At 47.9% G+C, this 21,269-nt stretch carries 19 protein-coding genes; 10 read left to right on the top strand and 9 right to left on the bottom strand.

The window, feature by feature from the left end; genetic code table 11:
* Window positions 1–29 precede the first annotated feature (29 nt).
* Window positions 30–3,734 carry a helicase-exonuclease AddAB subunit AddA gene (addA, locus tag M1M80_RS06010; RefSeq protein WP_060398328.1) on the bottom strand — a complete coding sequence of 1,235 codons (3,705 nt, stop codon included), beginning with the start codon at window positions 3,732–3,734 and terminating at the stop codon, window positions 30–32.
* Entirely contained in the window at window positions 3,721–7,221 is a 3,501-nt protein-coding gene (addB, locus tag M1M80_RS06005; protein WP_060398327.1) for a helicase-exonuclease AddAB subunit AddB, read from the bottom strand. Before addB ends, addA begins: the two co-directional genes overlap by 14 nt.
* Window positions 7,222–7,403: 182 nt before the next feature.
* On the opposite strand from addB, the gene M1M80_RS06000 reads away from it, so the two are divergent.
* Both M1M80_RS06000 and M1M80_RS05995 read left to right on the top strand, forming a co-directional pair.
* Window positions 7,404–7,841: a ferritin family protein gene (locus tag M1M80_RS06000; RefSeq protein ID WP_044427329.1), complete on the top strand. Its 438-nt coding sequence runs from the start codon at window positions 7,404–7,406 to the stop codon at window positions 7,839–7,841.
* Window positions 7,842–7,957: 116 nt separating this feature from the next.
* Entirely contained in the window at window positions 7,958–8,287 is a 330-nt protein-coding gene (locus M1M80_RS05995; protein WP_060398326.1) for a four-helix bundle copper-binding protein, read from the top strand.
* Between the two features lie 36 nt (window positions 8,288–8,323).
* Here the strand turns inward: M1M80_RS05995 and M1M80_RS05990 are convergent, their stop codons facing one another.
* Window positions 8,324–10,051, bottom strand: a complete 1,728-nt coding sequence (locus M1M80_RS05990) for an SgrR family transcriptional regulator (protein WP_060398325.1) — start codon at window positions 10,049–10,051, stop codon at window positions 8,324–8,326.
* 113 nt (window positions 10,052–10,164) lie between these two features.
* On the opposite strand from M1M80_RS05990, the gene M1M80_RS05985 reads away from it, so the two are divergent.
* The 3 genes from M1M80_RS05985 (at window position 10,165) to M1M80_RS05975 (ending at window position 12,857) form a co-directional block, all read left to right on the top strand.
* A complete protein-coding gene (locus M1M80_RS05985) occupies window positions 10,165–11,367 on the top strand; it encodes an MDR family MFS transporter (protein WP_060398324.1) in 1,203 nt (400 codons plus the stop codon).
* A gap of 107 nt (window positions 11,368–11,474) precedes the next feature.
* Window positions 11,475–12,629: an AbrB family transcriptional regulator gene (locus tag M1M80_RS05980; RefSeq protein WP_060398323.1), complete on the top strand. Its 1,155-nt coding sequence runs from the start codon at window positions 11,475–11,477 to the stop codon at window positions 12,627–12,629.
* Between the two features lie 57 nt (window positions 12,630–12,686).
* Window positions 12,687–12,857 carry a hypothetical protein gene (locus M1M80_RS05975; protein WP_154599138.1) on the top strand — a complete coding sequence of 57 codons (171 nt, stop codon included), beginning with the start codon at window positions 12,687–12,689 and terminating at the stop codon, window positions 12,855–12,857.
* Between the two features lie 26 nt (window positions 12,858–12,883).
* On the opposite strand, the gene M1M80_RS05970 is transcribed toward M1M80_RS05975, so the two are convergent.
* The 4 genes from M1M80_RS05970 to M1M80_RS05955 form a co-directional block, all read right to left on the bottom strand.
* On the bottom strand, window positions 12,884–13,411 hold the full coding sequence (locus M1M80_RS05970; RefSeq protein ID WP_060398322.1) for a MarR family transcriptional regulator: 528 nt from the start codon (window positions 13,409–13,411) through the stop codon (window positions 12,884–12,886).
* A gap of 76 nt (window positions 13,412–13,487) precedes the next feature.
* Complete coding sequence (locus M1M80_RS05965) at window positions 13,488–14,981, bottom strand: monooxygenase (protein WP_060398321.1); 1,494 nt, start codon at window positions 14,979–14,981, stop codon at window positions 13,488–13,490.
* 167 nt (window positions 14,982–15,148) lie between these two features.
* On the bottom strand, window positions 15,149–15,670 hold the full coding sequence (gene lepB / locus M1M80_RS05960) for a signal peptidase I (RefSeq protein WP_060398320.1): 522 nt from the start codon (window positions 15,668–15,670) through the stop codon (window positions 15,149–15,151).
* A gap of 1 nt (window position 15,671) precedes the next feature.
* Window positions 15,672–16,295, bottom strand: a complete 624-nt coding sequence (locus M1M80_RS05955; RefSeq protein WP_003239430.1) for a TVP38/TMEM64 family protein — start codon at window positions 16,293–16,295, stop codon at window positions 15,672–15,674.
* Window positions 16,296–16,448: 153 nt separating this feature from the next.
* On the opposite strand from M1M80_RS05955, the gene M1M80_RS05950 reads away from it, so the two are divergent.
* From M1M80_RS05950 to M1M80_RS05940, 3 genes are all read left to right on the top strand, one after another.
* Entirely contained in the window at window positions 16,449–16,811 is a 363-nt protein-coding gene (locus M1M80_RS05950) for a YhjD family protein (RefSeq protein ID WP_003239431.1), read from the top strand.
* Window positions 16,812–17,028: 217 nt separating this feature from the next.
* Window positions 17,029–17,229, top strand: coding sequence for a DUF3311 domain-containing protein (locus tag M1M80_RS05945; protein ID WP_019257983.1), 201 nt, complete (start codon window positions 17,029–17,031; stop codon window positions 17,227–17,229).
* Window positions 17,226–18,695, top strand: coding sequence for a sodium:solute symporter family protein (locus M1M80_RS05940; protein WP_003239433.1), 1,470 nt, complete (start codon window positions 17,226–17,228; stop codon window positions 18,693–18,695). The genes M1M80_RS05945 and M1M80_RS05940 overlap by 4 nt, the downstream gene beginning before the upstream one ends.
* Window positions 18,696–18,737: 42 nt before the next feature.
* Here M1M80_RS05940 and M1M80_RS05935 read toward each other — a convergent pair whose 3' ends face one another.
* Window positions 18,738–19,007: an excalibur calcium-binding domain-containing protein gene (locus tag M1M80_RS05935; RefSeq protein WP_019713871.1), complete on the bottom strand. Its 270-nt coding sequence runs from the start codon at window positions 19,005–19,007 to the stop codon at window positions 18,738–18,740.
* 207 nt (window positions 19,008–19,214) lie between these two features.
* Here M1M80_RS05935 and M1M80_RS05930 point away from each other — a divergent pair, with 207 nt between their 5' ends.
* Complete coding sequence (locus M1M80_RS05930; RefSeq protein ID WP_060398319.1) at window positions 19,215–20,114, top strand: SDR family oxidoreductase; 900 nt, start codon at window positions 19,215–19,217, stop codon at window positions 20,112–20,114.
* A gap of 45 nt (window positions 20,115–20,159) precedes the next feature.
* On the opposite strand, the gene comK is transcribed toward M1M80_RS05930, so the two are convergent.
* A complete protein-coding gene (comK, locus tag M1M80_RS05925) occupies window positions 20,160–20,738 on the bottom strand; it encodes a competence transcription factor ComK (protein WP_060398318.1) in 579 nt (192 codons plus the stop codon).
* Window positions 20,739–21,030: 292 nt separating this feature from the next.
* On the opposite strand from comK, the gene M1M80_RS05920 reads away from it, so the two are divergent.
* Window positions 21,031–21,264, top strand: coding sequence for an IDEAL domain-containing protein (locus tag M1M80_RS05920; RefSeq protein WP_003239440.1), 234 nt, complete (start codon window positions 21,031–21,033; stop codon window positions 21,262–21,264).
* The last annotated feature ends 5 nt before the right edge of the window (window positions 21,265–21,269 follow it).

Raw genomic sequence — 21,269 nt, 5'->3', positions numbered from 1 at the left:
GCCTGAATTCCCGGAGCTTACGGATCTCGCTATAATGTCAGAATGTGCCCTCCGTCAAAGAAATAAAGCGCACATCCCTTTACCTGTGTTTTTGCAATTTGCTCAACTGCCTTCGTGTACAGCTGAATTTGCGTTTCGTATCGTTTTTTCAAGATCGGGGCCGCTCCTTCAAAACCGTGCTGGAATTTGCCCTCAATCCGGTCTGATTTATAGTCCAAGAGATATAAACCGTCCTCAGTTTCATAGAGACAGTCGATGATTCCCTGCACTAAAAGCGGCTCATCCGCCTCCTGTGCATCAGGATAGATCTCCTTAGCCGGAAGCGCTAAACTGAATGGCACTTCCCGGTCCTTCCATTTAGCGCCGATCAGCCGTCCGCCGATTTCTGTATGGAAAAATTGAACGATTTCTTCTATATCAATAGCGGCTTTTTGTTCTTCAGTGAGCAGCTCTTTTTCATAAAGCTTGTGAACCGTCTGCTCCGCTTCTTCTATTGTCGGCACATGGGTGAGCGGGATATGCTGCATAACCGTATGCATGGCCGTCCCTTTTTCCGCCGCTGTCAAACCTTTTTTCATCATAAAAGCGGGACGCCTGTACAGAATGCTTCCATCTGCCGGTTTAACGGGGGCCCTGCCGCTGTATTCATCCTCGTACTCTCTTTTTCTCTTGATCTCAGAAACTGACTGCTTTGTGCGAATTTGCGTCACCTCATGATGCGGATATGTCCAGCTTAGCTGCTCCCGGGCTTTCTCATCAAACGCAAACGGGCCGGGAACTGGTTCACCTCGGCGGATCGCTTCTAGGCGCTCGCTTTTTTCTTCCAATCTTTCTTCCAGATCATCATCCAGCAAATCATAGGAATGGATCATTTGAACGGCAAAACGAGCCGGGTGGCCTGATATGTCAGCATGCGCTCCCGCACCGTTTTCAGCCAAAGCCTCCAAATCTCTGTGTCTGGCAAGAGCCGGCCCGATGAAATCTAAATAGGTTTTTGCCTGATAGCGGTCAAATTCCGGGAGAAGCCAGTCAGTTTGGGACGCAGTTGCCTGCCATTTTGCGAGCTGTTTCTGATGATCCTTGCACGAGCCAATCAGAAACAGCTTTTCCTTCGCTCTCGTTAATGCGACATAGAGAACACGCAATTCCTCTGACAATAGCTCCCTGCGCATTTTTTTCTTCATGGCAATGAGCGGAAGCGTCGGATAGCTGATGCGCAATTGCGGATGAATAAACTTCGTGCCAAACCCGAGCTCCTTGTCCAGCAGGTACGATTTGTTCAAGTCCATCATGTTGAAGTTCCGTCCGAGACCCGCTGCAAACACGACTGGAAATTCGAGCCCTTTGCTGCTGTGGATCGTCATTAAGCGGACAACATCCTCCTGCTCGCTGAGCGCTCTCGCCGTTCCAAGATCATCGCCCCGCTCCTGCATGCGTTCGATAAACCGCAGAAAACGGAACAGGCCGCGAAATGCCGTCGATTCATATTGGCGCGCCCGGTCATAGAGAACGCGCAAATTGGCCTGGCGCTGTTTTCCGCCCGGCATCCCGCCGACATAATCCATGTATTTTGTATCGCGGTACACTTCCCAAATCAGCTCAGATACTGAGTGGTTTTTCGAAAACGCACGCCATTTTTGCAGATGTCCGTAGAACGTTTGCAGCTTTTGATAAAGCTCGTCGTTCCGGTCGCCGGCAGCCAAATAGTCTTTCATCGCTTCATAGTACGGCGCTTTTGTATTTTCAAGCCGGATCAAAGACAGCTCGTTTTCATCTGCCCCGACAATCGGTGAGCGCAAAACAGAGGCAAGCGGTATATCCTGATACGGGTTATCGATCACCTTCAGCACAGAAAGCGCGATCGCGACTTCGACCGCTTCAAAATAGCCTGACGTTAAATTGGCGTAAACCGGTATGCCCTGTGCTCTCAGCTCCTCCATGATTTGCGGCGCCCACGGCATGGAACGTAACAAAATCACGATATCGCGGTATTGAATATTGCGGTGTGTTTTCGTTTTTCCGTCATACACCTTAAATGGCGATGAAATCAACTTACGAATTTCCTTAGCGATCGCTTTCGCCTCGAACTGCACCGTTTCCAGCTCTTCTGCTTCCTCGCCTGCATCCGTCTCTTCTGAGTTGTCGATCAGCAGCAGCTCTGTTTCCGTCTCATCATTGTCCGGGTACGCCGCACCAAGCTTCAGCTCAGCCTGCTCGTCATAATCAACCTCACCGATTTTGCCGCCCATCAGCTGTTTAAATAAAAAGTTTGTGCTATCTAAAATATCAGCCCGGCTTCGGAAATTCTTATTCAAGTCGATTTTCCGTCCCGTGCCTTCTCCGCTCTCTGTAAACCGTTTGTATTTGGAGAGGAAAAGAAGCGGCTCTGCAAGCCTGAATCGATAAATCGACTGTTTGACATCTCCTACCATAAACAGGTTGCCGGTCTCTTCCGGTCCGCTTGTGACGAGCTGCAGGATCGATTCCTGTACTAGGTTGGTATCCTGATATTCGTCAACGAGCACCTCATGAAACTGCTCCTGATAAAATCTTGCTGCCTCGCTCGGCTCCTGTTCGCCTTTGTCGTTCTCAGCTGTCAAAATGGATAAACAGTAATGCTCCAAATCTGAAAAATCAATGATTGATTTTTCCTGCTTCGCGGCTTCGAATCGGTTTCCGTAGCTGATGACAAGCTGTATGAGTGTTTCAATGACAGGCTTCATGTCGGCTAAGCTTTTCAAATGCTGTTCAGGGTTTCTCGTAAAGTAGTCGGTTTTGAGCTTTTCGAGAAGTTTTTTTGCGCCATTTCTCAAATCCGTCGCTTCTTCAAGGAGCGCAGGATCAAACTCGTCACCTTTTACTGCTTTCGCGCGCTTAAAAGAGACTGCGGGCACCCGCTTATAAAGCTCAGTGAAATCGTCCTGATGCTGAATCAGTTCATCAATCTGCGCAAGATCATCAAGAAAATTGTCAGCGCGCGGCGCCGGTCCGCCCGGCGCTTTCGTCAGTTCAAGCGCGCGCTGCAGCTTCTCCTTCGCTCCGTTAAGCACCATCGCAATATCCTCTTTGACATATTGATAAAACGGAAGCTCCTCGATTGCGCTCTTTTCCGATACATCATATAAATGAACAAAGCTTTCCAGCCATGCCTCCGGGTTTGGGTGAGAACGGGAATACTCGTACACCTGTTTGACGAGAAATTGCAGATCCAAATCGTGCCGATCTGTCGTGTAGCGGTCAACAAGCTCAAAAAACGCCTTTTCACCCTTCGCGTATTCGTCTTCAAACAGCTCGTCCAGCACTTCATCCCCGAGCAGCTCGCCTTCTGTCTGATCAGCAATCCGAAAGCCCGGATCAAGATCGATCAAGTAGTAATATTTCTTCAGCACTTGCAGGCAAAAGGAATGAAGTGTCGAAATGCTGGCCCGGTTTAAAAGAGACAGCTGGCGTCTGATATGCAGCGAGCCGGGGCGCTTTACAAGCTCTTTTTCCAGGGCATACGCGATCCGATGTTTCATCTCTGCCGCTGAGGCGTTTGTAAATGTCACAACGAGAAGCCGGTCTACATCAATCGGGTTTTCTTCTGCGGTAATTTTCCGGATCATTCGTTCAACGAGCACAGCGGTTTTACCGGAGCCCGCCGCCGCTGCCACAAGAATATCCTGGCCGGTTGAAACAATGGCATTCCATTGGTCATCTGTCCATGTGCTGTCTGCCGGTTTAGGAATGTTCATTGCCATCCGCCTCCTTTTTTATCCACTCAAGTATCGTCTTGTCCTTTTCAGCCTTTAACGGGCGATACTCGTTTTCTTCTAATGATTCATCAAATTGGCATACTGATTTGAACGCACAGTATGTGCACGGTGTCTTGTTCTTCATTTTATAAGGCTCAATCGATACGCGTCCGTCGGTGATTTGTTCGCCTGCTTCTTGGAAGGTGCGGCGCACATGCTTCGTCAGCAGCTCAAATTCCTTTTCGCCGACTGCCGCCGAGTCCGATCTGAGAGAGCCGTCTTTTTTCAAGCCGGCGTTGATGATATTTGACCGTCCCTCTTGAAGAGTCGTATCCATGAGGCGAATCGCTTCCTGATCGCCGAGGAGCAGGCCCTTCATCTTAAATTTCTTAAAGATCTCCTGTTCGATCTCGTCAAGCCCAAGCGGGAGGTTAGATTGAATCATCGGGTCATGAATATGGAAATACAGCACTCCGGCCGGCGTCGCTCTCATTCCGAGCCAGTCGGCTGAATGAGTAATCGATAAATCAAGGTACGTCAGCATTTGCAGCGCCAGTCCGTAATATACTTCCGCTAAGTCAAGGCCTTTGTCGCTTGATTTATAATCGACAATTCTTAGAAGCAGGCCTTTTGAGCTTTCCGCTTTATCTACGCGGTCAATTCGCCCGACGAGCTCCATCGTGCAGCCGTTTTTCAGCTTAAAGGTCAGCGGCGGAAGCGGCCCTTTTCCTCCAAAGCCCAGTTCAAGCCCGATCGGCACGAAACCGCTCGCTTTCGCATGCTCGCTTAAAATGCCGGACACGCGTGTCACAATTTTTTGCAGTTTTTCCTTCACATAATAATGCCGGTTTGAGCTGAGCAAAATTTCCTTTTGCAGTTTCGGCGCCAGACGCTCTACCGCATCATGGGAGAACAGCTCGCACTGCTCTTTCGTTAAATCGCGCCAATCCATTTTTTGCTCGCGCAGCCGGTCTGAAATCAGCTTTAAGCTGGAATGAAACAGCTGGCCGATATCCGGTGCTTCGAGCTTGAAAAATTGCCGTTCCTTCAGATGCAGCCCGTGTGACGCAAAATGGGAGAACGGGCACGCGTTAAAGGTTTCCATTCTCGATACACTGCCCTGAATGCGTTCACCATAGAGCTGTCTCGACACGCTGCGTTCAAGCTGCTTCACTTCATTCCGGAAAAACAGGCTTGAGAATAACTTTTTCGATTGCAGCCTGTCCGGCTCACTCATCAACACATTGTACGTGCTCCACCAGACGTCGCTGATGTCGTATTCCCGAGTCCATAACCTGAGCTGGCTCGCGGTAAAGGACTGTGCCACGCTTTTATTGACGACATACATCAGCTGTTCCTCATCGCTGACCTGCTCAGGTTCATTTGTCAACAGGCGCTCCTTATGCTGCGGAAACAGTTCTTCCAGCCGCTTAATGACAATCGACGGCAGAAGCGTTTTTCCTTCCGCATCAGCAATCGGATACGATACGTACAGCCGGTCAGACGGACTGGAAAACGCCATATAGATGAGGAAATGCTCATCAAGCAGACGCTCCCGCCCGCCTGAGGAAAGCTCAACCCCAACCGTTTTCAGCCATTCCCGGTCATCATCCGACAGCACTCCGTTTTCATCTGGGCGCGCCGGCAGAACGCCGTCGTTTGCCCCCAGCACAAAGGTACAGGAGGTGCCATACATTCTGGACAAATCCATATTGCCGACAAACACCTGGTCAAGCGCAGGCGGAATAAGAGAAAATGTAAGCGACTCTGCGCCGGCTTCCATCATTTGCTGAAACAAATCAAGAGAAATCTCATCATCCCCCATCATTTCAACAAACTCCTCAAGCAGCTGAATGACTGCATCCCACGCCTGCTGATGCTGCTGTGCTTCAATGATTCTGCCGTCTTCCTCTGCACGCTGTCTTTCCTGATCCAGCTTCAGCGGCACATCCGTCTCTTCTAGATAGCGGTAGAGCGCCTCCGCCTTCTCCTGAACCGTCTTTGCTTTTTTCATTCGTTTCTGGAGCTGAAAAAGCGGAGGAACAATCCAGTCGCGTGTGTCATTCAGCATGTTTTCCATTTCGATTTCCTGGTCGGTCTGCGCAAAATCATCATCCAATGACACAAAACGTCTGTAATGGAAACGGTCGCCCTTTGTCCAGCGGTCACCTTTGATCCCGTAGGCGATACAGTAATTTTCAAGCTGATCGACCTGTTCTCTCACCTTAGTCTTCGGCTCTTTAAGCGGGAATAGCAGTTCGGTTTTCACGCAGCGAAACACTGCTTCATAACGCCAATTCCCTTTCAAAACATCAAGGCTCGACCGGATAAATTCGATTAACGGATGGTTCAGCATTGATGCTTTTCCGTCAATGAAATAAGGAATCTCGTAATCTGCGAAAACTTCCTTCACCATATCCTTGTAGTCTTCCGGCTGGCGCGCAAGAATCGCTACATCCTTATAGCGATAGCCCTTCTCTCTGACAAGAGCGTGAATTTCCCGGGCAATGCCTTCCAGCTCAGCTCGTCTGTTTGCGGCCTGCATCACAGTAAAGGCCTCTTGTTTTTCTGCGTACGGAACGGCTGGACGCGCTTCATACTGCGCCTCTAAATGTGCCAATTCCGGTGTGCGCGTATGCCGTTCAGTCCCGCTTAGCTCTTTATACGTAATGTCCAGATTCAGTTCCTTCGCCTTTTGGTGCAGGCGGTAATAGGTTTTTCCCGTCATTCTGAACAATTCCAGTTCATGCGGCTCCCGCTCATATGACGGCTTGTCCGCTGTCAGCGAAAACGTGATGTGCTCTGCATGAACCATAAGCTGCTCCAACACCCTGAATTCCTGCGGTGTAAACTGATAAAAGCCGTCCACATAGATATGCGCGCCTTTTACATCTTCTGCAAGCGGAACATGCTCTGCCAGCAATGTTAAATAATCCTCAGAGTGAAGGTATTGACCTGCAAGGCTTTTTTCCATCTGTTGATATAAAATCGATAAATCATGAAGCTTCTCAGATAAAATACGTTCTCCGCGATACTCGGAAGCCGTTCCGCTTTCCACCATCCGGCGGATGTCTTCCGGTTCCAGACAGTAGCGCTTAAACTCTGTCAGCATCCGTTCTACCTGTGCGGTAAACCCGCTTTTGTCACTCGCTTTTTGATAGACTTTAAACTCCTGTTTATGCTCCTCAATGAGCTTCCGCAGGAGCATCTGTACGCCTGTGCTCGTAAGAAACGGCCTGCTCATGCCTCCCGTATGCTGGAGGACGCGCCAGGCCAATCGTGAAAAGCTGAACACTTGAGCGCGTATCATTCCGCCCATATCAGGCGTTTTAGCAAGCTCGTATTCCATTAAAAACGTCATTTGATCCGGGACTAGAAAAATGATCGGTTTCCCGAATGGAGCCCGGCGCAGTTCATCCTGAATGCTGTCGATGATCAGCTTCGTTTTTCCACTCCCGGACCTGCCTACTAAAAACTCTGCTCCCAATTAGAAGACCCCTCTCTTTTTATCTCTATATATTTTATCGAATGTTGACGAAAATGACCAATCTGATCTATTGGTAAAAACGGCCTTTTCGCATATAAAAAGCTGAATTTCTCCGCACATGTCTCCCCGCCCTACATATACTTTTACGAAAACCCAATTCCTAGGAATGGAGTTGACCCCTCGTGTATTACAGCTACTACCCCTATCCGGCGCCATACCGGGAAGATCCTGTTTTGATTCGGAATTTAAAAAAGGCCATTAACGGAGAATTCAGCGCGATTCAATGCTATCGCAAGCTTGCCGAACTTACCTGCCGCGATGGAGTCAGAAAACAGATTGAAGAAATCAGGCGTGACGAAATGCGCCACCTCCGTGAATTTTCCACACTGTACGGTGCCATTACCGGCAAACACATCATGCCAAAACAGACGGAGGAATGCCCGGACACTTTCACGAGAGGGCTGGACGCCGCTTTTAAAGATGAACAAGAAACAGCCGACTTTTACTTGCGTGCGGCCGAGGAAACCCCAAACTTAAAAGCGAAAGGCATCTTTACGCGCGCCGCCCGTGATGAACAAAATCACGCTGTCTGGTTTCTATACTTCTTGATGAAACGTTAAATATACCTGCACAGTGAATACCCACATATCCCCTCACCCAAAAACGCACTCACCTGTTTTTTTCAAATAAAGCCGGGAAACATAAAACTATACACTGCCACACAGGGGGATCAACCATGGAGCAAAATTCAGAAGCTTGTATTGAGGCTTGCATTGATTGTATGGAGGCTTGTAATCATTGTTTTACAAAATGCCTGGAAGAAAACGCGTATCACGATCTCAGCGGCTGTATCCGGCTTGACAGGGAATGCGCGGATATTTGCGCGCTGGCAGTCAAAGCCATGCAAACAGACAGCCCGTTCATGAAAGAAATCTGCGCACTTTGCGCCGATATTTGTGAAGCGTGCGGCACTGAATGCGAAAAGCATGACCACGATCATTGCCAGGCATGTGCGAAGTCCTGCTTTGCCTGCGCTGAACAATGCCGCAGCATGGAAGCGTCATAAAGGACGGAGAGGGTTCAAAAAAAAGAACCCTCTTTTTCATTTGGACAGCCACACGGAGTACAAATCAATCCACCCCTCTTCATCAAGCATCAGTCCTTTCACATTCTCACTTGATGTCACCTGCAGCACATTTTGATACAGCGGAATCGCATTGAACTCCTGTATAAGCTGGCAGTCAATATCCCGCAGCATATTGATTCTCGAACAGCGGTCAGGCGTCGAAAAAATGCGTTCTGACATTCCTGAGCATATCTGTTCCAGCTTTTCAGATAGGTGTTGACTCAAAAAACTGTTCTGCGACAGCAGCAAATGCAGAAAACCAAACTCACTGTCTTGATAAAACGTCGCACTGTCATGAATGATATCCGCCATTTGCACGATTTCGGGCCGGCTCAGATCAGCAGGGTCACAGAATTGAAGTTCTAGCCTGATACCTTGTTGGGCGCAAACATTTTGAATCCACTCGGCGTCCTCACGATGATCCGTTTCCGAAAAGGTATACAGCACCAGCGTTTCTCCCTCGTACCCGCTTTGCTTCAGCAATTCAGAAGGTGAAACGCCGCCCCAATCTAAAAGATTCGGATGCAAAAAAGACGTAACCGGGATTCTGCGGTGCCCTCCCGCTTCACGAACAAGACGTTGAGAGGAAATCAGCAGGCGGAGCGCTTTTCTAAAGCTTCGGTGCTGAAGAGGCCCCTTCTTTTTCAGATTGAGCGACAAATACTGAACATGCCTTTCATCAAAAACAATTTGCTGCTCAGGACATGTTTGTTTTTCTTGAATGGTAAAACCGTTCATCTCTCCGGCTTGTTCCGAAAACACAAACTCAACGCGATCCAAAAAGGGCCGCCCTTTGAAGTAGTGTTCATTGGCTTCAAGCACCAGCATCTGGCGGTGATGCTGAATCACCCGAAAAGGCCCTGATCCATTGATCCCGCCGCCCTGTTTCGCCGGCAGAATGGACAGCCGTTCATCACAAAGAACATACGGCAATAGCTCATTTGGCTTATCGAGTATGAGATCCACACAATAAGGGCCATTTTCTAAGACTTGCTTCACTCCGTGTAACAGCCATTTATACGGGTTGTCAGCCTGTGCCAAAAAGCGTTGAAACGTAAATGCAACATCCCGCGCCGTCAGCGGCTGTCCGTTATGAAAAGACACTCCCTTTCGAAGAAAAAATCTCCATCGTTTTTTCCCCGCCTCTTCCCATCCATGAACCAAATGAGGCTTCGGCTCCTGCACAGCCGGATCTAATGTAAGCAATGTATCAAATATCTGTTTGACGAAGTGCCCCTCAGACCGCAAAAATATCTGGCACGGGTCCAAACTGCTGACAGCTCCAGGGGTGATGAACAGCCGGAGCACATCCTTTTCTCCATCCCAGCCGGTCTCTGTCACAAAGCCGAATACCTCAGAAAACCACATGTCATATTCGTTTTGAAGCCCCGGAAACGCGGATTGATACTGCTGAAGCAGTTCCTTTGCCTTTATAAGCTTTCCAGCCATTGTATATTCCTTGGCAGTTTGAAGAAGCAGCTCCTCCGGCTGGCGAAGAAACGCGATTTTCGATTTACGGCCGCGCCCCGCCCCGCTTTCCCGGATAATCCAATTCTTGTTCTCCAGCTTATGTAATATGAGCTTTGCATTTCTTTCTGTACAAAATAAACTGTCAGCCATTTCAGTGAGCGTCATTTCGTTCATTTGCCCAAACGCAGCGCTTCCTGTTTTTACGAGTGCCACGTAGTGCTCAATCAGCTTCAATCCCCGCACCTCCCGACAAAAGGGGAATCTTTTTCTCTTCTTTTCTTCACTTTTTGGGCCGCCGCCTCTTCTATACACTACTACTATACCAAACAGCGAAAGGCGGCGATCACATGTTGACCAGCTTTCAATCTATAAAATCGAGATACACTGCTCCCGTTTGGCTCCGCTTTTTCGGAGAAATGCTGACAAGCCTGACAGGTGCAATGATGGGTCCTTTCATGGTGCTGTATCTGCATGAACAATTAAACGGCAGTGTCATGATTCCGATGCTTATCATCAGTCTTCAGCCATTAGCTGATATTTGCTTGACGCTCGTTGCGGGACGAGTGACGGACCAGCTCGGGCGGCGCACAGCGATTCTGATCGCATTGCTTCTGCAATCAGCTGCCATGACGGGGTTTGTGTTTGCCGAGCATGCGTATTTTTTCGCCATTCTCTACGTCATGAATGGCATCGGGAGATCGTTGTACATACCTGCTTCCCGCGCCCAAATTGCCGAAAGTACGCCGGAAAGCAAACGTTCGGAAGTGTTTGCGGTCATCAATGCGATCTATTCGGCGGGCCTGACGGCAGGGCCGCTAGTGGGAATGCTGCTCTACAATTATAATCCCGTGTGGATATTCGCTTTAGATACCGCGGCATTGTTTACCTACTTTCTGATCGCTGCACTGAAACTGCCAGAAACAAAGCCGCTAAAGCCAGCTGTTACACCGGAAATGTCCGCAAGCTTTACGATATACAGGCCTGTACTGCTTCTGTTGCTGCTTTCTCTCCCCATCAGCATGTTATACGCGCAAACAGAAACAACATACAGGCTCTTCAGCAAAAACATGTTTTCTGATTATCTGTCAATACTGACGATCTACTCGGCGGCAAAAGCTTTATTCAGCTTTGTTCTCCAAGTTCCTCTTGTAAAAGGGACAGAAAAGCTTTCAATGAAAACAATCCTTTTCATTACTTACATCTGCTACTCCCTTGCGGCTGCCGGCTTTGCATGCTCAGCCTCCCTGACAATGCTTTTAGTGACGGCAGCGGTGATGACGGTTGGCGAAAGCATCGGATTAACTCACATCCAGACCTTCATTTCGAAATTGGCACCGCCCCATCTGCTCGGCCGGTTTTATGCGGTATACGGCCTGCATTGGGATATCTCCCGCTCAATCGGGCCCCTGGCAGGAGGGCTGATCCTGACATCGTTTGGCGGAGAAGTGATTTTTTACTCCCTTGCCGCGTGTCTGCTTGCAACAGGTTTATGCCTGACTTACACAATAGAAAGACTCGAATACAAGGTCATAAGAAAAATGAATGGTTAATAGAAAATAATTCATAATTTCTTTATCAACGAAAATATACTATAGTAATAATACATTCACTACGTGAACAATTGGAGTGTTACGTGAAAAGGAAGAAGGGTTTTACATTGAAGAAAGACGAAAATCTCCTCAAAGATCTATGGTTTATCGCAATCAGTGCAGCCGGGGGGTTTATTCTTTCATTAACCGGAATGTCGATTGGATGGATGATCGGAACGCTGATTGTCGCCTGCTGCCTCGCCATGATACGTCCGGCATGGCTCATGATGGCGCCAGACCAAAAAGGAATTAGCCGCCGATGGCTCGCCCTCGGACAGATGATCCTCGGCATCGAATTGGGCCAAAAGCTGAACTTATCCGTTCTCTCTGTCCTTAAAGACCATTGGTTTTCAGTCGGCGTTATGCTGATATTGTCTATACTGCTGGCCTTGCTGTCAGGATATGTGCTTTGGCGTTTCAGCAAAACGGATATGATGACAAGCTTTGTCGGTACAGCTCCCGGCGGACTGTCCGCCATGCCGAGCATCGCGCAAGAGGTCGGCGCCAATACCGCCATTGTCAGCCTCGTTCAAATGATGCGGGTGCTGCTCGTGGTGCTATCCATTCCATTTTTGGTCATCCTGATCTATACAAAACAAGATTCTTCCGCAAGTGCCGCAGCAGAAACGCTTTCCTCAGCAACGGCAGATTTTAGGCTTGCTCCCGTTCTGTGGACCGCCGTTCTTATTCTCGCTGCCTGGGGAGCTTGTAAAGCTGCGAAACGTTTAAAGTTCCCGGCTCCATGGCTGCTCGGCAGTATGCTCGGTGTGGCACTTGTCCACGTTGGCGGAGCTGCGGTGACGGGACACGACATGATGGCTTGGTGGCCGTCACAAGCTAACCACGTATCGCAAGTATTTCTCGGGGCTACGATCGGCTCTAAGATGTATAAAAGCATGTTTTCCGGCGTCACCCGTGTTATCATCGTCGGTTTTGTCTCATCCGTCGGTTTAATCGCGGCTATGTTTTTGAGCGCCTTGATCGTTTCCAAGCTGACAGGCATCTCGCTCATCACTTCTGTTCTGGCATTTGCCCCCGGCGGCATTGCAGAAATGGCGACGACATCTGTTACCTTGCATGCCGATTCCACCTTTGTCGTCGCGGTTCAGGTCATACGCGTCATCCTTGTCATTGCCCTGTTGCCGCCGTTTTATCGTCTGCTTCACCATCTTCATGGTGAAAAAAAAGACAAAGAAAGCTCGATCAGCGGCAGCAATGCCTAATTGGAAAAACAATCCTCCCATGGTACACTTACAGCAGATGGGGAAGGAGTGACTCTTTTGCTGCGCAGCAATCCCGAGAAAACAATGCACTTATATTATGGAATATGCTTAGGAATCTGGCTGATTTATAATGTGGTGACATCCGGCTCCCCTGGACTGCCGCTTACGATTTTAGCCGGAGGAAATCTGATTTACCTTACCATCCTGAAAAAGAAAGAAGAAACGTGAAAAACACGCACCTCAGTGCGTGTTTTTTATTTAAATACGTTGTGAAGACCATCTTCCATTTCTTCTGACGACGGATACCATTTTGTCACCAAATCCCGAAACAGCCGTTCCGCAAAAAGAATCTCTTCCTCTGTATAACGGTCAAAAAATGACAGAAAACGCTGTTCGACCTTCTGATGATAATATTTATGCAAATTGTGAAGTTTTTTCCCAGCCGGCGTCAGTCGGAAGTAGACCTCCTTTTTGTTATCGCTGAGCTGAGTTCTATGAAGGAAACCTGCGCCGAGCAATTTTGTGCTGATGCGTGATACAGTCGCTTTTGTCGTATTCATTTTTTCTGCTATAGACGTGACATTGATTAGTTCATTGTCCCCGACACAGGATAGAACATGAATTTCTGTCATCGACAATTGAGATTTACTCCCGTGCTCGGCATCAAGCTTCTTCAATTCGTCAGCCAAAAAGGCTTTAATGAGCCCCTCCCATTTCTCCTGCTGATGAATGAGCTCCGCATACAATTCAAAAAGATTGCGTTTCGTATGGTCTGTGTTCATCGGGTTTTCCATCCTTTTTCATTCGATTGTTTCTTCTATCATACCGTTTTGTTACAGATGAAACAATCGAATTACCTTACACCCGGCTGGTGACGGAAAGCCAGCGGCTAATCCCTTTTTGAATCAACTCGGCACAATCAGGCGCCGATGCATCCACGGCCCAGGCAACATGTCCGTCAGGGCGAATTAATATTGTATGCACGTCCCTTAACTCTTCATTCGGTTCTGCAAGCGAGGCGGTTACCGTACACAAGCCTTTCAATCGGCTATGCTCATCAGCTTCTTGCATCAATGACAGCAAAACGAATGTCCCATTTTGGAGACAGCTGTACAGCCGTTCCGAACTGCCGTCGGAAAGAATCAGCTCCATATCAGGGAGCCTTGACCCGTTCAAGCGATGCGGCGGCATATCTGGATCAGCTTCATACCTGACATCGAGCGCAGAAATTTGCCCCGCTACATATCGATTCACTTCAGGATAGGCAAGCAGCTCCGACATCATACTCCGCAAATGGAGGCCTGCTTGAGTGAAATCAATCAGTTTTGTCTGCGCCTCCGTGTTCCTCAGGAGCCCTTCTGCAGCCGGGTGCCGCTCCTCATGATAGCTGTCTAAAAGCCATGAAGGCGCAGCGCCCTTGACGGCCGCCGCCAGCTTCCATCCAAGATTCATCGCATCCTGAAGGCCGACATTCAGCCCTTGGCCGCCCGCTGGAAAATGAATATGCGCCGCATCCCCTGCAAGGAAGATTCTGCCGTTGCGGTACCGCTTCGCTTGGCGTGCGGCGTTCCCGAACCGTGACATCCAGGAAGGCTCGGTTAAACCGAAGTCAGTCCCGCAAATTCGTATGAGATCAGTTTTTAGCTCCTCCTCAGTGACAGGCACATCTTTCGGCGTCTGCGTGCGATAAGGGCTGATCACGACTACACGGTATCGGTCCGGAGAAAGCGGCACGATCATGACACCCCCCTCTTTTGTGCAAAGGGACAGCACGCCTGACGGCGGCGGAGAAAGGAGCGCCACATCTCCAAGCGCTGCTGTAATGGTGCTGTCTGTTCCCGGAAACTCAATTCGAGCCTGTTTCCGGACAGTACTTCCTGCTCCATCGGCACCAACGGCAAACATGCTTGTGATCGTCCGCACACTGCCGTCCCGATCCTTGAAAATCGTTTGCGCCTCTGCTTCGTTTTGCGTAACCGCCAGCACCTCTGCCCCGCGAAACACCTCTGCCCCCAAGCTTCGTGCATGTTCCTCAAGCAGCTGCTCTGTTTTGGCCTGCGGAAGCAAAAGCGTGTAAGGACAGCCCGTATCCAAGCCTGAAAAATCAAGACGGGTATCCAGCATCGAAAAGTGTCCGGAAGGTATCTTGGTTCCCTTGGATACGAAACGTTCCAGCAGCCCTCTCATCTCAAGAAGCTCCAGCGTGCGGGGATGCAGCGTCAGCGCCTTGGAATGCGGAACAGGCTTTTCAAGCCGCTCAATCACATATGTTTTCACTCCAGCCATCGCAAGCTCGGAAGCCAGCATAAATCCGACCGGCCCTCCCCCTATAATCACTGCTTCAACATTCATCTAAATCACTCCTTTTGTTTCATATAAAACTAATGAAAACCACTAAAAATAAAAGAAAAACCAAAAATAAAATATTTTTTGTTACACACGTAACAATTATGATTATAACTCCTTACAATTTTTTCTTCAACACATTTTTCCAAACCAGCACAAAAAAAGACGCCGCTTCAATTGGCGTCTTTTTGTTCAGCATCGGAAATCACACCGACTATATTTTTTTCTCTAATTGGACCAAAGTGCCGGCTGTCGAAGCTGTATATGCGATTATCTCCAACGACAAAATATTGACCTTTCGGCACCTTGCTTGTTCCTGTCACATCTTTCAACGTAAAATCACCTGTTACATGGCTTCCGGCGGAAACTGATTTCAATTGCTTCAAAAATGGTTCAGCAACCTGCTTTCCGTTCACATACAGCTGATCATCTTTATATTTGATCGATTCACCGGGCAGGCCGATTACCCGCTTAATCAGCACTTTTTGATCAGGGCCTTTAAAAAGGACAATATCAAAACGATGGATGGTTTTAAATCGATGCGAAAATTTATTGACCAACAGTTCGTTCCCTTCCTGAAAGGTCGGGTTCATGCTGACGCCTTCCACTTTATAATCAATAAAGACGGCATTTTTAACCTGAATGGCGAGAACGACGGACACTACACCGGCAAGAAACCAAAACCGTTTTTTCATGTTACTGTCTCCCTCCATCATGCTCACGCTGACTAGCTCTCACATGCAGGTACCGCTCCACCTTTTTGCCGACATACCATAAGACAGCGATCACCAATACGGCGATGACCGTTCGAATCGGCTGTGTGATCAGCGCGTGCAGATCATATCCGATGAAGCTGATCATAAAAATCATGACAAGCTTTCCCGAGGCAGCCGCCAAAATAAACGGCCGCGTTCCGATCCTTGACAAACCGGCAACAACATTCACCGCGGCTGACGGTGTAAACGGAAAACAAAGCAGAAGAAACACAGGACCGAAGCCGTGCCGTTCCACCCATAACATCAGCTTTCTGACCGACGGATGACTGCGGATAAATCCAAGCAATCTTCTCTGTCCGTATTGACGGACAATCAAAAATACGAGAATAGATCCAGCAGTTGATCCCGCCCAAGACAGGATGAATCCTTCCCACAGGCCAAACGAGTTCGTATTCGCCACCACAAACACGATCAGCGGCAAAAACGGAAGAAATGCTTCAACTAAAGGCAGCAGCACAGCTATGAGCGGACCGAAAGCCCTATAGCTTTGAAATAATTCAGTTAAATGTTCTTGTGTAAAATAGGATAAAAAATGCTCCAACATTTATACTCCTTACCGGGTTTGTCTATCCTTATTCTACACATTATCAGCAAAAAACTAAAAAGTTTTGGCGATTTTTTCTGTCTTGAAACATTTCACCAGCCGATATAGAATACATATAGAACAAACGTTCCCGTTAGAAAGAAGGAGTCAGCAATGCCGAATTTGCAGGAGGAAATATACGAATTAATTGAACGGGCTCTCTTTTTGCCCATGGCAATTACAATTTTTAATCGTGATCTCGCCGGAATTGAGCAAAGCACATTAAAATTGAAGCATCCTTATAAACAGCTTATCAGCGAATCATTAAAAATAGCACAAAAGGATTTGATTGAAGTCAGAAAAGAACTGAGGAAAAGAAAAATTGCGATCCACGAGGCGGAACGCGATGAGGCCTTTACGCTTTATGTATTTGTGATCGATGGTTATGAAGAAAAGCACCGCTATTTTAATCCTCGAATCCGGGAGCAGGTCAGCGAATTATTAACGTTCTATCTATTTGCCCCTGACAGGCCATGAGTCTTTTGGATCATTCTGCGCTCTTCCAAGACTGCCCGCTCCCCTCTTCGGGCGATTCCAACAATAAATATCAGATAATTCACACTATACAAACAAAATAAATTTATTTATAATTCGAACCACAGCCTTTTCACCCCAAAAAATGACATGTACTGTCATATCTGCGACATCATTTTCAGTGCGCTGCACACCCCACCCTAAATCGAAGGAGGATTTTATGAAACTGATTCACGTTCTCGCCGCTTTGCCCTTTATCGGAATTTTACTCGGCATCCCTTTTGCAAATAAAGTGACTCCCTATGTGTTCGGCATGCCGTTTATTCTTGCTTATATCGTGCTGTGGGCTCTTTTAACCTCTGCGTTGATGGCGCTTGTGTATGTCCTCGACAACGAAAATAAAAAGGAGGGAGCAGAATGAACGCAGCTCTCATGATCATTTTTGGCGTCCTGCTCTTGAGCATTTTTCTCGGTATACGCGCCCAAAAAGGAAAAGACATGAACCTTGAGCAGTGGACGGTCGGAGGCCGCGGCTTCGGAACCGTGTTTGTCTTCTTATTGATGGCAGGCGAAATTTATACCACATTTACGTTTCTCGGCGGAAGCGGCTGGGCCTACGGGAAAGGCGGACCGGCCTTTTACATCATCGCGTACGGCTGTCTGGCCTATATCCTTTCTTATTGGCTACTTCCGGCAGTTTGGACGTACGCGAAACATCATAAGCTGATGTCGCAGTCTGATTTTTTCACTAAAAAATATAACAGTCCGCTGCTTGGCGTGCTCGTTTCACTGGTGGGCATCGCAGCGCTCATTCCGTATCTTGTGCTGCAGCTGAAAGGCCTCGGGCTGATTGTATCGGAAACATCGTACGGCAAAATTTCTCCGGCCGCCGCCATCTGGATCGGCGCCATTTCCATCACGGTTTACGTTATGGTATCCGGCATTCACGGGTCTGCCTGGATATCGGTTGTGAAAGACATCATGATTTTGGTTGTCGTTCTGTTTTTAGGTGTGTATTTGCCGATTCATTACTACGGCGGATTTCAAGACATGTTTCAGCAGATTGAAACGGCAAAGCCGGGCTTTCTTACGCTTCCCGATACGGGACAAAGTGCAGCGTGGTTCAGTTCAACCGTGCTCTTGACAGCGCTTGGTTTTTACATGTGGCCTCATACGTTTTCCGCTTCGTATTCAGCCGAAAACCCAAAAGTCTTTCGCAAAAACGCCATTATCATGCCTTTATACCAGCTGGTCCTGCTCTTCGTCCTTTTCGTCGGCTTTGCGGCTATCCTGCAAGTTCCAGGTTTGAAAGGCGCAGATGGAGATCTGTCACTTTTGAGACTGTCACTGCAAACATTTGATCCTTGGTTTGTCGGGATCGTCGGCGCTGCCGGACTGCTGACGGCGCTTGTGCCGGGATCTATGATCTTAATGTCAGCCTCCACGCTGTTTGCAAAAAATGTGTACAAAGTGTTCGCTCCCCGCACGACAGATAAGCAAGTATCGGCGCTTGCTAAGTTTTTAGTGCCGGTGTTCGCGCTGATTTCGGTGTACTTTACCTTTAAAGGCGGGAATACCATCGTTACGCTGCTATTGATGGGCTACAGCCTGGTTACACAATTATTCCCGGCCCTTCTGTTCAGCCTGTTCAAGCATCATATAGTGACGAAGCAGGGAGCATTCGCAGGCATTATTACAGGTGTCGGAGCCGTTTCTTATATTACATTGACGGAAACAACAATCGGCACTTTATTTCCGGCGCTGCCGCAAGCCGCAAAAGATTTAAATGTCGGCATAGTCGCCTTGCTTTTGAACATCACGGTCATGATGGCAATCAGCCTTATGACCAGAAAAGCAAAAAGCGCTGCGGCCGATCAGGCGGCATAAGCATAAAAAAAGCAATCTGGACATCAGATTGCTTTTTCTTGTTTAGCGTTCACAGGCGATATAATCTTTATCGCGGTCTTTCTTTTTATTGGCATCATAAAGAGCCTTGGAGACGTAAGGCTTGTACTTCGTTTTTCCGCCTTTGTTTTTCACCTTCGACGTGCGGGCCACCCCGCCTTTGTATACTTTATTTAACTCCTTGCAGTTCTTATAGACCTTCACCTTTGTTTTGGCTTCCGCCACATGGTCTGCCCCGTATGAAAAACCGAAAACGAGACCGAGTGACAGCAAGACCGCCGCCGCTTTTTTCATGACGATATACTCCCCTCTTATCCAATATTTAGTTGTTTTATAGCTGGATTTTATCATAATTCATCCAGTCCTATTTTACAAGATAAATATGGAAGAAGGGCTGGTTTTTCCTTGTCTTTCAGCGTTCAAACTGCCAAAACATGTTTCTCTCCATATGCTCAGGGGTACACATACGAATGTACACCAAACAGAAAAGGAGCGTTGACGATGTCTGATTCAAATCTTAGCAATCCTTTAACAGCATTTTTTCATGATGAATTTCCTGAACAATATCAAGAACCGCCCGGCCTGCAGCAGAACATGAAGCCGGTGCCGGATTGCGGAGAAAAAAGCTACAAAGGATCGGGTAAACTCACCGGCCGAAAAGCGCTTGTCACCGGCGGCGATTCCGGTATCGGCCGCGCTGCCGCGATTGCTTACGCCCGGGAAGGCGCCGATGTAGCCATTAACTACTTGCCTGCGGAACAGCCTGATGCTGAAGAAGTGAAGGAACTGATAGAAGCAGAAGGGCGAAAAGCAGTGCTGATCCCCGGAGACTTAAGCGACGAACCCTTTTGCCAGGACCTAGTCAAACAGGCGCATCAGGAACTCGGCGGACTGGATGTGTTGGCGCTGGTTGCCGGCAAACAGCAAGCGGTCGAAAACATTGAAGATCTGCCTACTGAACAAATCTATAAAACATTTGAAGTGAACGTCTTTTCCCTTTATTGGGTTGTAAAAGCGGCTCTTCCGTTGTTGCCGGAAGGCGCGTCGATTATTACCACCACCTCAGTAGAAGGCTATAATCCAAGCCCGATGCTGTTAGATTACGCAGCAACGAAAAACGCCATTATCGGCTTTACCGTCGGACTGGGAAAACAGCTGGCTTCCAAAGGCATCAGAGTGAATTCAGTTGCACCTGGGCCAATTTGGACGCCGCTGCAGATTTCCGGCGGACAGCCGACGGAAAACATCCCGAAATTCGGCCAGGGCACGCCGCCATCACCGCTAAACCGCGCTGGACAGCCAGCAGAATTGGCAGATGTTTATGTATTTTTAGCTTCAGAGAATTCAAGCTATGTGACATCCCAGGTATACGGCATCACCGGCGGAATTCCGACGGCCTAAAGCAGGAGAAGGAGCTGCCCTGTTCGGTCAGCTCCTTTCTATTTTCTAATACCGCTCCCCGAGCTCACGCAAAATAAAATCATAAATCATCTTCGTCCGCTCTTCCTTCGGGTACAGCATAAATTCCTGCCTTTTCGGCACGCGGTGTTCGATTCTGTCCTGGAATTTGGTTCTGAGCCATGCTGTCCGGTAAACCTGGTTTTCGAACGAATTGCAGGAGATCGGCAGCTCCATCGTTTTGCCGTTCGAAAACGTCACTTCCGTATCGTCGAATTCAGTCGGTTTGAATTCTTTCACATGCACATGGGAAATCCAGCCGCATTGGGGTCTTGTCGAAGAAAGTGTAGGGAATAAAAAGATTTGGTTCGAAGGGTCCACCATGATCGGCGGTTTGTGTGAAATTTTTGTCACTTCATAAGTTCCCGCTTTTCTTCCCGCATAGCTTGATCCGAAAAACCGGCAGCTTCTATCGACAATTTGCAGCGGCTTCATGCTGACGTAAAACACGCAGTCTTTTTCAATAATTTTGGAATAGATTTTGCCGTCGATTTCTTCTGGCAGCACGGCAATTGTTGCGTTGTTTACTTCATACGATTCTAAAGGTGCGTCAGTTTTCTGACTCATATTATGGCCTCCATCCTTTTTCTGCAAAATTTATACTAATAATCTATCATCTGTTTTTATAAAACGACAGGTTTTTTTAACAAATAAGCTAAAATCATCTTTTAATGATACTTATTGGTACTAAACAACTAGTAATAAACCGATTTTACCTTCTTATGATCTTCCGGTTTACGGCATTTTGCAGGATATGTCGATAGATTGCCAAGTATTAGTTGTCTAAAAATTATAAAAATTTATTGATTTTTTCGACTTATATCCATATACTATAAAAAAGGCATTGGGGGGATTCTTTATGAAAGAGAAAAAATCGTACACTGAGCTCATGAAGTCCCGCAACACGCAAAAAACAAAAGAATTTGATGTCACAATGACGGATGTCTACATTCAAATGGTGCTCGATGAATCCTTGTATAAGCGTCGGCTTGCCATGCTGACGGACCAAATCAACAAAGCCTTGGACGAAAAAGATAAAGATGCGTTTCTTACGCTCTCTAAAGAATATGCAGCGCTCAAGCAGAGCGAATAAGCCAA

The sequence above is a fragment of the Bacillus inaquosorum genome (assembly GCF_023238325.1).
GTDB classification, from domain to species: Bacteria; Bacillota; Bacilli; order Bacillales; family Bacillaceae; genus Bacillus; species Bacillus inaquosorum.
Note: the sequence above shows the minus strand (reverse complement) of the source record. Positions and strands in the feature narration are given on the sequence as shown.

What these genes read in the sequence shown, in the direction of transcription:
- addA (WP_060398328.1), bottom strand. Translation starts at nt 3,734, where the DNA reads ATGAACATTCCTAAACCGGCAGACAGCACATGGACAGATGACCAATGG.
- M1M80_RS05995 (WP_060398326.1), top strand. Translation starts at nt 7,958, where the DNA reads ATGGAGCAAAATTCAGAAGCTTGTATTGAGGCTTGCATTGATTGTATG.
- M1M80_RS05985 (WP_060398324.1), top strand. Translation starts at nt 10,165, where the DNA reads ATGTTGACCAGCTTTCAATCTATAAAATCGAGATACACTGCTCCCGTT.
- M1M80_RS05970 (WP_060398322.1), bottom strand. Translation starts at nt 13,411, where the DNA reads ATGAACACAGACCATACGAAACGCAATCTTTTTGAATTGTATGCGGAG.
- M1M80_RS05965 (WP_060398321.1), bottom strand. Translation starts at nt 14,981, where the DNA reads ATGAATGTTGAAGCAGTGATTATAGGGGGAGGGCCGGTCGGATTTATG.
- lepB (WP_060398320.1), bottom strand. Translation starts at nt 15,670, where the DNA reads ATGAAAAAACGGTTTTGGTTTCTTGCCGGTGTAGTGTCCGTCGTTCTC.
- M1M80_RS05955 (WP_003239430.1), bottom strand. Translation starts at nt 16,295, where the DNA reads ATGTTGGAGCATTTTTTATCCTATTTTACACAAGAACATTTAACTGAA.
- M1M80_RS05950 (WP_003239431.1), top strand. Translation starts at nt 16,449, where the DNA reads ATGCCGAATTTGCAGGAGGAAATATACGAATTAATTGAACGGGCTCTC.
- M1M80_RS05945 (WP_019257983.1), top strand. Translation starts at nt 17,029, where the DNA reads ATGAAACTGATTCACGTTCTCGCCGCTTTGCCCTTTATCGGAATTTTA.
- M1M80_RS05940 (WP_003239433.1), top strand. Translation starts at nt 17,226, where the DNA reads ATGAACGCAGCTCTCATGATCATTTTTGGCGTCCTGCTCTTGAGCATT.
- M1M80_RS05935 (WP_019713871.1), bottom strand. Translation starts at nt 19,007, where the DNA reads ATGAAAAAAGCGGCGGCGGTCTTGCTGTCACTCGGTCTCGTTTTCGGT.
- M1M80_RS05930 (WP_060398319.1), top strand. Translation starts at nt 19,215, where the DNA reads ATGTCTGATTCAAATCTTAGCAATCCTTTAACAGCATTTTTTCATGAT.
- comK (WP_060398318.1), bottom strand. Translation starts at nt 20,738, where the DNA reads ATGAGTCAGAAAACTGACGCACCTTTAGAATCGTATGAAGTAAACAAC.
- M1M80_RS05920 (WP_003239440.1), top strand. Translation starts at nt 21,031, where the DNA reads ATGAAAGAGAAAAAATCGTACACTGAGCTCATGAAGTCCCGCAACACG.